At 61.7% G+C, this 12,507-nt stretch carries 17 protein-coding genes; 11 read left to right on the top strand and 6 right to left on the bottom strand.

From position 1 onward, the window contains the following. Positions 1-444: 444 nt before the first annotated feature. Positions 445-1,143: a Crp/Fnr family transcriptional regulator gene (locus tag CV013_RS03565; protein WP_102153887.1), complete on the bottom strand. Its 699-nt coding sequence runs from the start codon at positions 1,141-1,143 to the stop codon at positions 445-447. Between the two features lie 51 nt (positions 1,144-1,194). Here CV013_RS03565 and CV013_RS03560 point away from each other — a divergent pair, with 51 nt between their 5' ends. After that, on the top strand, positions 1,195-2,055 hold the full coding sequence (locus CV013_RS03560; protein ID WP_102153886.1) for a sterol desaturase family protein: 861 nt from the start codon (positions 1,195-1,197) through the stop codon (positions 2,053-2,055). Positions 2,056-2,087: 32 nt separating this feature from the next. Here CV013_RS03560 and spt read toward each other — a convergent pair whose 3' ends face one another. The 3 genes from spt to CV013_RS03545 form a co-directional block, all read right to left on the bottom strand. Further along, the gene (gene spt, locus CV013_RS03555; RefSeq protein WP_102153885.1) at positions 2,088-3,341 is read right to left on the bottom strand and encodes a serine palmitoyltransferase; all 1,254 of its coding nucleotides are present in this window, start codon (positions 3,339-3,341) and stop codon (positions 2,088-2,090) included. Beyond that, positions 3,338-3,580 carry an acyl carrier protein gene (locus tag CV013_RS03550; RefSeq protein WP_102153884.1) on the bottom strand — a complete coding sequence of 81 codons (243 nt, stop codon included), beginning with the start codon at positions 3,578-3,580 and terminating at the stop codon, positions 3,338-3,340. Before CV013_RS03550 ends, spt begins: the two co-directional genes overlap by 4 nt. A 78-nt stretch (positions 3,581-3,658) precedes the next feature. After that, positions 3,659-4,048: a response regulator gene (locus CV013_RS03545; RefSeq protein ID WP_102153883.1), complete on the bottom strand. Its 390-nt coding sequence runs from the start codon at positions 4,046-4,048 to the stop codon at positions 3,659-3,661. A gap of 89 nt (positions 4,049-4,137) precedes the next feature. Between CV013_RS03545 and CV013_RS03540 the strand changes: the two genes are divergently transcribed. The 5 genes from CV013_RS03540 to CV013_RS03520 are packed head-to-tail and all read left to right on the top strand — an operon-like array spanning position 4,138 to position 7,381. Next, positions 4,138-4,410: a DUF3572 family protein gene (locus tag CV013_RS03540; protein ID WP_223805155.1), complete on the top strand. Its 273-nt coding sequence runs from the start codon at positions 4,138-4,140 to the stop codon at positions 4,408-4,410. Further along, complete coding sequence (locus tag CV013_RS03535; RefSeq protein ID WP_102153882.1) at positions 4,407-5,048, top strand: HAD family hydrolase; 642 nt, start codon at positions 4,407-4,409, stop codon at positions 5,046-5,048. The genes CV013_RS03540 and CV013_RS03535 overlap by 4 nt, the downstream gene beginning before the upstream one ends. Continuing rightward, positions 5,045-5,506 (top strand): RidA family protein, encoded by a 462-nt coding sequence (locus tag CV013_RS03530; protein ID WP_102153881.1) that lies wholly within the window; start codon positions 5,045-5,047, stop codon positions 5,504-5,506. Before CV013_RS03535 ends, CV013_RS03530 begins: the two co-directional genes overlap by 4 nt. After that, entirely contained in the window at positions 5,478-6,251 is a 774-nt protein-coding gene (locus tag CV013_RS03525; RefSeq protein WP_102153880.1) for a glycerophosphodiester phosphodiesterase family protein, read from the top strand. Before CV013_RS03530 ends, CV013_RS03525 begins: the two co-directional genes overlap by 29 nt. Next, positions 6,248-7,381, top strand: coding sequence for a GNAT family N-acetyltransferase (locus CV013_RS03520; protein ID WP_408057005.1), 1,134 nt, complete (start codon positions 6,248-6,250; stop codon positions 7,379-7,381). Before CV013_RS03525 ends, CV013_RS03520 begins: the two co-directional genes overlap by 4 nt. A gap of 64 nt (positions 7,382-7,445) precedes the next feature. Here the strand turns inward: CV013_RS03520 and CV013_RS03515 are convergent, their stop codons facing one another. After that, the gene (locus CV013_RS03515) at positions 7,446-7,775 is read right to left on the bottom strand and encodes an SEL1-like repeat protein (RefSeq protein ID WP_102153879.1); all 330 of its coding nucleotides are present in this window, start codon (positions 7,773-7,775) and stop codon (positions 7,446-7,448) included. Positions 7,776-8,046: 271 nt separating this feature from the next. On the opposite strand from CV013_RS03515, the gene dksA reads away from it, so the two are divergent. The 5 genes from dksA (at position 8,047) to CV013_RS03490 (ending at position 11,849) form a co-directional block, all read left to right on the top strand. Then, the gene (gene dksA, locus CV013_RS03510; protein WP_102153878.1) at positions 8,047-8,505 is read left to right on the top strand and encodes an RNA polymerase-binding protein DksA; all 459 of its coding nucleotides are present in this window, start codon (positions 8,047-8,049) and stop codon (positions 8,503-8,505) included. A gap of 170 nt (positions 8,506-8,675) precedes the next feature. After that, complete coding sequence (locus tag CV013_RS03505; protein ID WP_102153877.1) at positions 8,676-9,044, top strand: PilZ domain-containing protein; 369 nt, start codon at positions 8,676-8,678, stop codon at positions 9,042-9,044. A gap of 64 nt (positions 9,045-9,108) precedes the next feature. After that, complete coding sequence (locus CV013_RS03500) at positions 9,109-10,587, top strand: ABC transporter substrate-binding protein (RefSeq protein WP_223805154.1); 1,479 nt, start codon at positions 9,109-9,111, stop codon at positions 10,585-10,587. 26 nt (positions 10,588-10,613) lie between these two features. Beyond that, entirely contained in the window at positions 10,614-11,021 is a 408-nt protein-coding gene (locus CV013_RS03495; RefSeq protein ID WP_102153876.1) for a DUF4112 domain-containing protein, read from the top strand. 36 nt (positions 11,022-11,057) lie between these two features. Continuing rightward, positions 11,058-11,849 (top strand): tryptophan 2,3-dioxygenase, encoded by a 792-nt coding sequence (locus CV013_RS03490; protein WP_102153875.1) that lies wholly within the window; start codon positions 11,058-11,060, stop codon positions 11,847-11,849. Positions 11,850-11,871: 22 nt separating this feature from the next. Here CV013_RS03490 and CV013_RS03485 read toward each other — a convergent pair whose 3' ends face one another. Continuing rightward, a complete protein-coding gene (locus CV013_RS03485; protein WP_102153874.1) occupies positions 11,872-12,480 on the bottom strand; it encodes an HNH endonuclease in 609 nt (202 codons plus the stop codon). Positions 12,481-12,507: the final 27 nt, after the last annotated feature.

The following is a 12,507-nucleotide window of genomic DNA, read 5'->3' as shown; positions in this document are numbered from 1 at the left end:
CGGCCCCTGAGCCGGGGTCCAGCGTCCTCAATCGCGGTGCGGGAAGAAAAGCGGGGCCCCGGATCAGGTCCGGGGCGACGGTGTGCCGGAGGGAGAGGGGATGCGGGGAGAGTGAGGTTGCGCGGATTGCTGGCGCTGGCTGCCGCACCGCCGCGCGACTCGTCTGCCACTGCCCTCTATGTCCCGCGCGCCTCTGCGTCCCTCCCTTCGTCATTGCGAACGCAGTGAAGCAATCCAAGGCGCGCGGGTGCCGCCCATCGCCACGTCGCATGCGGCTCCTCGCAGTGACGAGTGCCGGGGATACACGCGATAGTATTGGCGAACCCTCGGCAGTGCGGCCCTTATCCCCGAACCAAACCTTCTCCGTGCCTTCGTGCCTTCGTGTGAAAAGGTTCCACCTGCGGCTCCTCACAATGACGAGCGGTATGGGCTGCCAGCCGCCACTCAATCCAGCGCGCGAATCCGCAGGCGGGCGGGTTCGTGCACGGTGATGGCGCGGTAACTGCGCGCGATCAGACCGTTCTTCTCCAGCCGGGCGAGCGCGGCGTTGGCGGTGGCGCGGGTCACGCCGAGCAGGTCGGCGATTTCCTGCTGGGTGATGGTGACAGTGCGCGGCACATGGCCGCCGCCCGCCAGATTGCCGAGCAGGCCCGCCGCGCGCGCCAGCGTGGTGCCGCTGCGGATGCCCGCCAGCAGGTCGAGCGTTTCCTGCAACTGCGCCGCCAGCGCGCCGAGCAGCGCGCGCATCGCCGCCGGGTCGCTCGCCAGCACCCGTTCGAACAGCGCGCCGCCGATAAATCGCACCCGCGCCGGGCCGCGAGCGAGCGAATCGACGATCCGCGGGCGCTGCGACAGGATTGCCAGCTCGCCATACGAATCGCCGGGGCCGAGCAGCGCGACCGAGCGGAATTCTCCGTTGGCGAGGAACTGGCCGACCGACACCGTGCCCTCTTCGATCAGGCAGAACCCGTCGGGCGCGGTGCCGCGCTGGTGGATCAGTTGACCGTCGGTAAACGACTGCACCGGCGCATGATCGCGCAGCTGGCGGCGGGCGCTGTCGGGCAGGGCCTCGAACAGCATGGCCGACAGCAGCGAGCGTAGCGGCGGGGTGATCCCCGGTTCAGATTGTTCGATATTTGACATTCTTACGCCGCGGATACCGCTAAATCGAACAAAACAAAAGGAGAGAGCAGGATGCCCGCGTCATCGATTGCCATCATCGGGATATATTTCGGGTTCGCGATACTCGAACTGTTCCGCACCAATCTGTTCGTCAAAGCCGAACAGACCCGCGACGACGGAATCGTCGAAGTGCTCAGCATGGTCATCCTGCTGGCGATCACCCAGCCCGCCATCGTGCTCGGCACAGCGGCGCTGGCAAACTGGCTGGTGCCGCAATGGGCCGGCGCGCTGGCCAACCTGAATGTGTTCGCGGCAATCCTGCTGTTTCTGGTTTGCGACGACCTGACGCAATACTGGTGGCACCGGCTCAGCCATTCGTATCACTGGCTGTATAATCTGCATCGCGCACACCATAACGGGCGCTATATGTCTGTCCGGCTGACCTATCGGAACAATATCATCTATTATGCGATGATGCCGGGCATCTGGCTCAGCGGATTTCTGGTTTTCTTTGGTCTTGGATGGGTTTACGCCGGATATATCGTGGTGAAGATGTTGGTGATTATCGGCGCGCATTCGGATGTCGCGTGGGATCGCCCGCTGTACAGGATCAAATGGCTCAGCCCGGTTATGTGGCTGGTGGAACGTACGATTTCGACGCCCGCGACGCACCACGCGCACCACGGCCGCCATGCCGACGATCCGGCGGTGAACTACAAGGGGAACTACGGCAACCTGCTGTTCTTCTGGGATGTTTTGTTCGGAACGGCGAAGATTACCCGTACCTATCCGCAAAGCTACGGCGTCGAAGGCCTGGCTCCGGCCACGCTGGGGCAGCAGTTGCTGTGGCCTATCTTCCCGGAAAACAAGGCAATTCCCGAAGAGGAAGAGGGGGAGGTCGCTGCGCTGGAGCAGGAGGGAGCGGCCGCCTAGGGCCGCCCCCGCTCACTGATCGGCAGTGGAAATCAGATGATTTCTACTGCCTTTCCAGCACGTTCGAACATGCCGAGGATCATGCCGACCTCTTCTTCCGAATGTTCGGCACACAGCGAACAGCGCAGCAAAGTCATGTTCGCCGGGGTTGCCGGTGGACGCGCGAGATTGACATAAAGTCCTTCTTTCAGAAGGGCTTCCCACATCGCGGCCCCGCGTTCCAGATCGGGCATGATCACCGCGACGATCGCACTTTGCGGTTCGCTGGTGCCGAGCTGGAACCCAAGATCGGTTAAACCCTTGTGCAACCGCTTGGAATTCTCCCACAAATGCGCCCGCTTGTTGTGCCCGGTCGCCATCAGCTTGCGGATCGAAGTGGCCGCAGTCGCCACCACGCTGGGCGGCAGCGAAGCGGTGAACACGTAAGGACGACACACTAACCGCATGATTTCAAACTTGGGATGGTTCGAAACGCAGAACCCGCCGACAGTGCCGACGCTCTTGGAAAAGGTGCCGATCACGAAATCGACATCGTCCAGCACGCCCTGCTCTTCGGCCACGCCGCGCCCGTTGGGGCCGATGAAGCCCATCGAATGGGCCTCGTCCACCAGCACCATCGCGCCATGTTTCTTAGCAACGGCAATCATTTCCTTGAGCGGAGCGACATCGCCGAGCATCGAATAGACGCCTTCGAGCACGACCAGCTTGCCCGCCCCTTCGGGTATGCGGCCAAGCCGCTTGTCCATCGCCTCTATATCGTTGTGTTTAAACGGAACAATCTCGGCATTGCCGAGCGCGCAGCCATCCCAGATCGAAGCATGGCTATCGATGTCGAGCACGACATAATCGCCCTTGCCCGCAATGGTCGAGATGATGCCCAGATTGGCCTGATAACCCGTTGAAAACACCATGGCATGATCCATGCCATAGAACTCTTTCAGGGCTTCCTCGCACTCGCGGTGGCCCTGATAGGTGCCGTTCAGCACACGACTCCCGGTGGTGCCCGAACCGTAATCGTCGAGCGCCCGCTTGCCCGCTTCGATCACATCGGGATCGAAGGTCATGCCCATGTAGTTGTAAGTGCCCAGCAAAATGGTGTCGCGCCCATTGCAGATCGCCCGCGTGGGCGAGAGCACCCGCTCCATCACCAGATTGAACGGGTCTTCCACGCCAGCGTCGAGCAGATTGGCACGCTGTTGAATCAGCGGGTCGAATTTGCTGAACAGATCCGGGGTGTTACCCGTCAGCTCCGCCGGTTTGTCCGGCTGTGCGATGCCTTCGCTCATTTGGCTTGCATCGTGTTGACGGCATCGATCAACTGGCCCCACGTTTCGATTTCGGCCTGTTGATTCATGCTGATAATGATATCGAATTCATCCTCGATCGCAGCGACGAAATCCATCACCGTCAGACTGTCGAATTCGAGATCGCCGGCAAATGTAGTATCCTCGTCGACCGCCACGCCTTTCTTGTTGAAAGGTTCGATCAGCGTGCGAATACGGGTTTCGACTTCGGCACGATCCATAAATTGGGTCTCTTTCATCGTTCGGGTGGCACCGGGTGCCACGTCATGCGATGCAAAAGCGGCCCATAGGGGCGATTGTCAAGCCACGGGCTGTGCAGGCACATCTTCCACCAGCTTGCGAACCGCCGCCATAAATGGCCCGATGGAAACCGGTTTTGCAAGATAACTGGCTGCCCCGGCGGCACGAATTCTTTCTTCGTCCCCCTTCCCGGCATAGGCGGTGACAGCCAGCACGGGGACATCGGACAACTGCGAATCGCGGCTCATCTGCGCGATCAGGTCGAGCCCGGAAATATTGGGAAGCTGGATATCCATGATCGCCAGATCGGGATCGAACGCCCGCGCGGTGTTCAGCGCCAGTTCGCCATCGGCCACCGGTTCGACTTCGAAGCCGCTGGCGCGTAGTACATCGCAGAACAATTTCCGGTTAAGGTCGTTGTCCTCGACAACAAGGATTCTCTTTGCCACTGGAGCGGCTCCACTTACGCGCGAACGCGCGGTGATCGAATGTCTTGAGGTTAGCAGCAATTACCAAAAGTTCACAATCTGATAATCATTTGGGGGCGCACGCCCACCATTCGGGCGACCCGGACACGCTGGCGTTGTCGGCGCTGGGCTGGGTGCTGTCCGATTCCCAACGGGCGGAGCGTTTGCTGTCGCTGACCGGGCTGACCCCCGATGTGCTGCGCGATAATCTGACCGACAGAGCCACTTTGTCCGCCGTTCTCGGCTTTCTGGAAGCGCACGAGCCCGACCTGCTGCTGGCGGCGGACGCGCTGAACGTCACGCCCGATGCACTGGTGAAAGCCCACGCGGAGCTGACCCGATGACGCGCCCTCTGGTGATTTCCGATTGCGACGAAGTGCTGTTGCACATGGTTGCCCATTTCAAAGACTGGCTTGGCGAAACGCAGGGGGTCGATTTCAACCTCGTCGGCAACAATTTCGCCACCGCGATGCGCTGGCGCGAATCCGGGCAAGCGGTGGAAGAACGCGATATCTGGCGCCTGCTGGGCGGCTTCTTCGACACTGAAATGCACCGCCAGAACCCCATCGAAGGGGCGGTAGAGGGGATCAACACGCTGGCGGAAAACGCCGATGTCGTGATCCTGACCAACCTGAACGACGAACGCCAGCAACGCCGGACAGAGCAGCTCGCGGCTTATGGCGTTCACGCCCGCGTGTTCACCAATCAGGGCCCGAAAGGCCCCGCGCTGAAAGCGATTGTCGAAGAATATGCGCCAAGCCGTGCGGTGTTTATCGACGATCTGGCGCAGCACCATCATTCGGTGTCCGAAACGGTGCCCGGTGTTCGCCGCCTGCATCTGTGCGGCGAACCGATGCTGGCGCCGCATATCGACTGTGCCCATCGGGCCGGTCACGCGCACGCCCGGATAGACAACTGGGCCGAGGCGTTGCCCTGGCTGCAAGATCAATTGCACAACCCATCTCAAGAGGAAGACGCATGAGTTACGAAGCCCGCCTTACCGAACTTGGCATCGATTTGCCGGAGGCTGCTGCACCGGTGGCATCTTATGTTGCTGTGGTCGTCGCCAATGGCATGGCGCACGTCTCTGGCCAGTTGCCATTCGTCGATGGCAATCTGGTCAAGGGACGACTGGGCGACGACGTTTCGGTGGAAGACGGCGCTGCTGCAGCGCGTGCCTGTGGCCTGATGATTCTGGCGCAGCTCAAGGCTGCGCTCGGTTCGCTCGACCGGGTGGAACGGGTGGTGAAGCTCGGCGCGTTCGTCAATTCGACCGGCGATTTCACCGATCAGCCGAAGGTGGCCAACGGCGCCAGCGATCTGATGGCCGAAGTGTTTGGCGATGCCGGCAAACATGCCCGTGCCGCTGTGGGTGTTCCTGCATTGCCGCTGGGTGCGGCGGTGGAAGTCGATGCAATTGTCGCCGTTCGCCCTGATTGACGCGCTGCGCGCTCCGCCGCCCGAACCAGCGCGTGTGGCGTGGCTGGCGGGCAAGGAGTATGCCCATCGCGGGCTGCATGACGATGTCGTGCCCGAGAACTCCTCCGCTGCGTTTGCAGGTGCAATCGCGCGGGGGATGGGCATCGAGTGCGATGTCCAGAAAACCGCCGATGGGCGGGCGATGGTGTTCCACGACTGGGAACTGGACCGGCTGACCGACCAGACCGGCCCGACCGGTGCGCGCACCGTGGCGGAACTGGAGCAGTTCACGCTGCTCGGTTCAGCGGAGCATATCCCTTCACTCGACCGCGTGCTCGATCAGGTGGCCGGGCAAGTCCCGCTGATTATCGAGATCAAATCGAAGCGCGATCGCAAGGTCAGCCCACTGTGCCTCGCGGTGCTGCGCGCGCTGGAGGGCTATCGCGGCGATCATGCGGTGATGAGCTTCGATCCGCGAGTGGGCCGTTGGTTTTCGGTCCACGCGCCGCAGACCGTGCGTGGTCTGGTGGTGACGGAGGAAGACAAGCGCGGGCTGTATGGCACGGCCGAACGGCATATGGCGCTGTGGCATGCGCGCCCCGATTTCATTGCTTACGACGTACGCGATCTGCCTAGCCGGTTTGCAGCGGCTCAGCGGGCGCGTGGCCTGCCGGTCCTGACCTGGACGGTACGGACGGCAGAGTTGCGTGAGCGAGCGGCTGTCCACGCCGACGCACCTATTTCCGAAGGAGAAGGCGTGGCGTGAGTGCGGCCAATCTCGTGGCGCGCATGGCCGGTTCGGTCGGCGAGTTCTCGGCTGAACAGTGGGACAGCCTGACCGATGGCGATAACCCCTTCGTAAGCCACGCATTTCTAACTGCGCTGGAGGATTCGGGCAGTGTCGGCGATGGCACCGGCTGGCAACCTGCGCCGCTGGTGATTGAAGCTGGCGATCAGGTTCTGGCGGCATTGCCCGCCTATCTGAAGGGGCACAGCCAGGGCGAATACGTGTTCGATCACGGCTGGGCTGACGCCTACGAGCGGGCCGGGGGGCGCTATTACCCGAAGCTGCAGATTGCTGTGCCGTTCACGCCCGCAACCGGGCCGCGGGTGCTGACGCACAACCGAGATCTTGCCGCGTCCTTACTGGGGTTTGCGGAGAAATTTGCCGAAGCAAACCACCTTTCGTCGATTCACGCGACATTTCTCCAGCCCGATCAGGTGCCGTTATTCGAAGATGCCGGGTGGCTGGTCCGCCACGATATCCAGTACCACTGGGAGAATCGCGGCTATGGCGATTTCGAGGCCTTTCTCGATGCGCTCGCCAGTCGCAAGCGCAAGGCGATCCGCAAGGAACGCGCCGCCGCGCAGGAAGGGCTGGAAATCCGCCACTTGCGTGGCGCGGACATCCGGCCGGAGCACTGGGATGCGTTCTGGGAATTCTATCAGGACACCGGCGCGCGCAAATGGGGCCAGCCTTATCTTACGCGGGAGGCGTTCGACCTGATCGGGCAACGGTTAGGCGACCGGGTGCTATTGATGTTTGCGTTCGACGGGGCGCGGCCGATTGCCGGGGCGCTGAACTTTATTGGCGGGACGACACTGTACGGGCGATACTGGGGCTGCACCGAAGACAGGCGCTTCCTGCATTTCGAACTGTGTTATTATCAGGCGATCGATGCGGCGATTACCCTGGGTCTGCAACGGGTCGAAGCCGGAGCACAGGGCCAGCACAAGCTGGCGCGCGGATATGAACCGGTGGCGACGACATCGGCGCACTGGATTGCCGATCCGGGCTTTCGCGAAGCTGTGGCCGAATATCTCGAACGCGAGAAAGCCGGTATTGCCCACGATCGCGAATGGTTGGGCGAACACACCCCATTCCGCAAAGGCTAACGGTCGCTGTCGCGGAGTGTCGCACCACCCCATACGGTGAAGCCACAGCTAACGGCGATTCGGATTATGCTGCGTGACGGGCGCTCTGGATCAGCCATTCGCGCGCGCGACGCTGAGCTTCCGCGATTTCGCGAGCGGTCATCTCGTCGGAAATATCGGCGCGGCACCAAGATGCCTCTTCATGACCACGCGTAGCGGCAAGATTGAACCACTTGTGCGCTTCGATCAAATCGCAGTTCACGCCGTGGCTACCGGTCGAATAGGCTACACCGAGATCGAAACACGCTGTTACGTCGCCTTGCGATGCTGCGGCCAGGCAATTGGCGATCAGCATGTCGGCGGTTTCATCACCGGGCAGCTCAGTGCGCCCCCCTTCGATCTTGTGCAGTTTCATCGGTCTTCATCCCCCTGTGGTGGCAAACCCCTGTTGCCGATGGGGAATTCAACCGCTTTATGGTCAATAAATGGTTAATAGGGTTTATGGAAAAGTGATCGATACGCGGAATTATGGCGATTTCGACAAGTAAATAGTGGACGATTCATCACCATAAGGGATTGCCGCTTGTGCCTGTTGTAGCGGCATTCTATAGGCCCGCCAAACGCGATCGGAACGGCGGCAGCCTCCCGGATGCCGTGCAGTTGTCGATCTGCAACAGAGGACATGTATGGCCAGTCTGGCGTCCAGCGATATCGACATTCTTGAAAAGGCGAAGCGCGCTCTTGCCCCGGACTATCTGCCGGACGAAGGCGAAGAGTATATGTCGCCCGCGCAGCAGGATTATTTCCGCATGCTGCTGGTCGAATGGAAACGTTCGATCCTCGAATCTGCCAGTGTAACCTTACAATCGCTGCAAGACGGGCCGATCCGCGAAGCCGATCTCAACGATCGTGCATCCAGCGAAACCGATTGGGGTATCGAACTGCGAACGCGCGACCGCCAGCGCAAACTGATTTCCAAGATCGATGCTGCTCTGCGCCGGATCGACGAAGGCGAATACGGATACTGCGAAGTCACTGGCGATCCCATTGGGCTGAAGCGCCTGATCGCCCGCCCCGTGGCAACGATGACGGTCGAGGCGCAGGAAGCGCACGAACGCCGCGAGAAGATTTCGCGCGACGATTGAACGCGCTGCTGCCAGGCAGGCGCATCATCGTGATTCGCTAACGACTTCCCGTATTCGATGCGCCGCGGTTTAAAGCTTCGTTAGGCTGTTTGGCGCTATGAATCCTATGCGGCCGTATATAGTGACGCCCAACTTTTTATGGACTTGAGAGATCACGGAGCAGTGGCCTGATGGCTGGCGTTGAAACGCGCAGTGTGGAACGCGACAGTCTTTTCCTTATGGCTGACGTTCGCCTGGAAGGTGCGGCGCAGACAGAGAGAATCAAGGTTCGCAATCTGTCTTCCGGCGGCATGATGGGCGAAGGCGATATCGCTGTGTCACGCGGGTCACGGATAGTTGTGGCGTTGCGAAATGTCGGTGAAATCGATGGCAGTGTCGCGTGGGTGCAGGGCAATCGATTTGGCGTCAGCTTCGCATCGGAAATCGACCCCAAGGCACCGCGTACATCTGTGACAAAGGGCAATGCCGACCTCGCTAGTCCGCGCTATACCCGGCCACTGACGACTTACGAAGATCCGGCCCGACTTCGTAAACTCTGACGCCTGTCGCGAAAATCGCATCGTGGGGCGCTGACTGGCGACTGGCAAGGTGCTAGTCCGTGCCATGATGACCGTTTCGCGCCTTCGCCTGTCTGCCATGCTTGCCGCCGCAGTGTTGCTGGGCGGATGCGGCGCATCGGGCGATCCCGATACCGTAGAGGTGGCATTCATTGCCGATTCGGCCGATTTGCTGGAAACCGGCCTGCGCCTGTCGTCGGCGGCGCAACAGGTCCGCGCAGCCACGGCTACCGGGCTGGTATCGCTGGATTCGCATGGCGAGATCGTGCCGTCTATCGCCGAACGCTGGATCGTGACCGAAGACGGGCTCAGCTACATCTTTCGCGTCCGCGATGCCAACTGGCCCGATGGCAGCCAGATCACTGCGGAACAGGTGCGCGATTCGCTCCGCCAGACGATCCGCCAGTTGCGCGGAACGTCGCTGGGCCTCGATCTGGCGGCGGTATCGCAAGTACGGGCGATGACAGGGCGGGTGGTGGAGATAGACCTTAGCGCGCCGGTGCCTGATTTCCTCCAGCTGCTCGCGCAGCCCGAACTGGGCATATCCTATAAGAAGCAAGTGGCTGGTCCGATGGTCCTGGCCGAAAACAAACGCGACGGCGGGATCGTGCTGACTCCGCTGCCCCCGGAAAAGCGCGGCCTGCCCGCGGTGCCGGATTGGGAGGAAAGCGTCCGCAAATTGCATGTGCGCGGACTATCCGGTGCCGATGCGGTCGCCGCGTTCGGTAGTGGCGAGGTCGATGTCGTGCTCGACGGGCGACTGGCCGATTTTCCGCGTGCCGACACCGGGCCGCTCTCGCGCGGAACAGTCCGGCTGGATGCAGCGCAGGGTATCTTCGGGCTGCGGGTTGTGCGTGACGATGGCTTGCTGGGCGATGCCGTGCGCCGCGAAGCACTGGCGATGGCGATCGATCGCGACACGCTGATGAACCCGTTCAACATCGCTGGCTGGGTGCCCAGCACGCGACTGGTTCCGGCGGCGATTGCGGGGGGCGATGCAGGGGAGCGCTGGGCAGGCCTTTCGCTGGAAGAGCGGCAGGCATCGGCGCGCCAGCGCATCGCAGGCTGGGCGAACGGCGGCGATAACAAGGCCGAAGTGCGGATTTCGCTGCCCGCCGGTCCGGGCTCGGATCGGCTGTTTCAGCAGATTGCACAGAATTGGCAGACGATTGGCGTGACTGCGGTGCGTGTCGGGCCGGGCAGCGCGGCGGATCTGGTGCTGATCGATACGCTCGCACGGTTTGGCAGTCCACGCTGGTATCTCAATCAGTTCGCCTGTCAGGTGCGCCGCCTGCTGTGTTCGCCGGAGGCGGACGAACTGGTGACCCAGGCGACGCAGGAAATCGACCCGGCCAAACGCCATGTCGCATTGCTGGAGGCGGAAACGCGACTGACTGCGATGCAAGGCTTCATTCCGCTGGGCGCGCCGGTGCGCTGGTCTCTGGTGCGTGGCTCGGTGCTGGGCTTTGCGCCGACGCGCCTTTCGGTGCATCCCTTGTTCCCGCTCGCCGTCGATCCCAAATAGAGGGCATGACAGGAGCGCGCACCACAATGGAAAAGCCCCGCCGGATGCAGATAGAGCTGCCGATCGGTAACGATCCGGCCTCCGTCCGCCGCCGAATGGAAGCGATGGAGCAACTGCTGGAAAATGCGTTTGTCGTGCCCGGCATCAATTTCCGCGTCGGGCTGGATGCGATTGTCGGGCTGGTCCCGGTCCTGGGCGATCTGGTGACCACTGCGATGGGCGCGTGGCTCGTGTGGGAAGCGCGCAACCTCGGGATGCCGAAGTGGAAGCTGTGGTGCATGGCGGGCAATGTCGCTTTCGACACCGCGCTGGGCGCTGTGCCGCTGGTGGGCGACGCGGCGGATTTCGTGTTCCGGTCGAACACGCGCAATATGAAAATCGTGCGGCGCCATCTGGATAAGCATCATCCGGCGCAGCGGACAATCGACCAGTAGTTTCAAGCGAGACCGGATTGGCGTAGAGCGGCGGACATGGCCCGCGATGTAACCTATTCATCCTATCTCGATCTCGACCGCATCCTGTCGGCGCAGCACCCGGCGTCTGGCGCGCATGACGAGATGCTGTTCATCATCGTCCATCAGGCGAGTGAACTGTGGCTCAAACTGTGCCTGCACGAACTGTTTGCTGCGCGTGACCTGATCCGGTCAGACGATTTGCGCCCGGCATTCAAGATGTTGGCCCGCGTAGCCCGCACCCAATCGCAACTGATCGATAGCTGGGACGTGCTGAGCACGATGACCCCGCACGATTATTCGCGGGTGCGACCGCATCTCGGCAATTCGAGCGGGTTTCAGTCGGCGCAATACCGATTGATGGAATTCCTGCTGGGCGGTCGCAATCCCGCGATGGTGACGATGCACGAAGCTACGCCCGATATCGCCGCCAGGCTGCGCGCCGAACTCTCGCGCCCCAGCTTGTACGAAGAGGCTGTGCGACTGCTGGCCAAGCGCGGGTTTGCCATTCCCGATGCGGTGCTGAGCCGCGATCACACCGCGCAATGGGTGGCCTCATCCGAAGTGGAGGCGGCATGGGCGGAGATCTATCGCCATCCGAACGCGTATTGGGACTTGTACGAGCTGGCGGAGAAGCTGGTCGATCTCGAATACCATTTCCAACGCTGGCGGTTCGGCCATCTCAAAACGGTGGAGCGCATCATCGGCTTCAAAACTGGCACAGGCGGCACCGCCGGCGTGCCTTATCTGGAAGGGGTGCTGAAAAAGGCGTTCTTTCCAGAACTGTTGAGCGTGCGAACCGCGATTTAGGGTGAGCAGGCTGGTGGCCGTCTCAAGCCTCCAGTTCGATGTCCCAGTACAGCCAGTCGCGCCAGGTTTCGTGCAGATAGCCCGGCGGAAATAGCTTGCCTTGCTGGTGGAGCTGCCAGCTTGTCGGCCGGATCGGGTTGACCGCAAGGCGCATGGCGGCCTGTTCGGGTGTCCGCCCGCCTTTACGTAAGTTGCACGGGGCGCAGGCGGTGGCGATGTTTTCCCATGTCGTCCGCCCGCCAGCGCGCCGGGGAACGACGTGATCGAATGTCAGGTCTTTCTCGCTGCCGCAATACTGGCAGGTAAAGCGGTCGCGCAGGAACAGGTTGAACCGGGTGAAGGCGGGAAACTCGCTGGGCCGGACATATTGCCGCAGCGCGATCACGCTGGGGATTTTCATGTCGAGCGATGGCGAATGCACTTCGCGGTCATAACTCGCCACGATGTCCACCCGTTCGAGGAACACTGCCTTGATCGCAGTTTGCCAGGGCCACAGGCTGAGCGGGTAATAGGAAAGCGGCGTGTAATCCGCGTTGAGCACCAGCGCAGGGCATGACTGCAGGTTGCGCGTGGGATCGCCATCGGCGCTGCGGAAACGCGCGGCTTTCTCGATCAGTTCGGCTTTGAACACGCTTGAGTGCCCTCCCTGATTGATGCG

The sequence above is a fragment of the Tsuneonella flava genome, from assembly GCF_002870965.1.
Classification (GTDB): domain Bacteria; phylum Pseudomonadota; class Alphaproteobacteria; order Sphingomonadales; family Sphingomonadaceae; genus Tsuneonella; species Tsuneonella flava.
This window is presented reverse-complemented; position numbering and strand designations above follow the sequence as displayed.

Excerpts from the sequence above, each read along its gene's own strand:
- CV013_RS03535 (WP_102153882.1), top strand. The coding sequence starts at position 4,407 with ATGACGCGCCCTCTGGTGATTTCCGATTGCGACGAAGTGCTGTTGCAC.
- CV013_RS03560 (WP_102153886.1), top strand. The coding sequence starts at position 1,195 with ATGCCCGCGTCATCGATTGCCATCATCGGGATATATTTCGGGTTCGCG.
- CV013_RS03515 (WP_102153879.1), bottom strand. The coding sequence starts at position 7,775 with ATGAAACTGCACAAGATCGAAGGGGGGCGCACTGAGCTGCCCGGTGAT.
- CV013_RS03525 (WP_102153880.1), top strand. The coding sequence starts at position 5,478 with ATGCAATTGTCGCCGTTCGCCCTGATTGACGCGCTGCGCGCTCCGCCG.
- CV013_RS03505 (WP_102153877.1), top strand. The coding sequence starts at position 8,676 with ATGGCTGGCGTTGAAACGCGCAGTGTGGAACGCGACAGTCTTTTCCTT.
- spt (WP_102153885.1), bottom strand. The coding sequence starts at position 3,341 with ATGAGCGAAGGCATCGCACAGCCGGACAAACCGGCGGAGCTGACGGGT.
- CV013_RS03530 (WP_102153881.1), top strand. The coding sequence starts at position 5,045 with ATGAGTTACGAAGCCCGCCTTACCGAACTTGGCATCGATTTGCCGGAG.
- dksA (WP_102153878.1), top strand. The coding sequence starts at position 8,047 with ATGGCCAGTCTGGCGTCCAGCGATATCGACATTCTTGAAAAGGCGAAG.
- CV013_RS03500 (WP_223805154.1), top strand. The coding sequence starts at position 9,109 with ATGATGACCGTTTCGCGCCTTCGCCTGTCTGCCATGCTTGCCGCCGCA.
- CV013_RS03495 (WP_102153876.1), top strand. The coding sequence starts at position 10,614 with ATGGAAAAGCCCCGCCGGATGCAGATAGAGCTGCCGATCGGTAACGAT.
- CV013_RS03490 (WP_102153875.1), top strand. The coding sequence starts at position 11,058 with ATGGCCCGCGATGTAACCTATTCATCCTATCTCGATCTCGACCGCATC.
- CV013_RS03565 (WP_102153887.1), bottom strand. The coding sequence starts at position 1,143 with ATGTCAAATATCGAACAATCTGAACCGGGGATCACCCCGCCGCTACGC.
- CV013_RS03550 (WP_102153884.1), bottom strand. The coding sequence starts at position 3,580 with ATGGATCGTGCCGAAGTCGAAACCCGTATTCGCACGCTGATCGAACCT.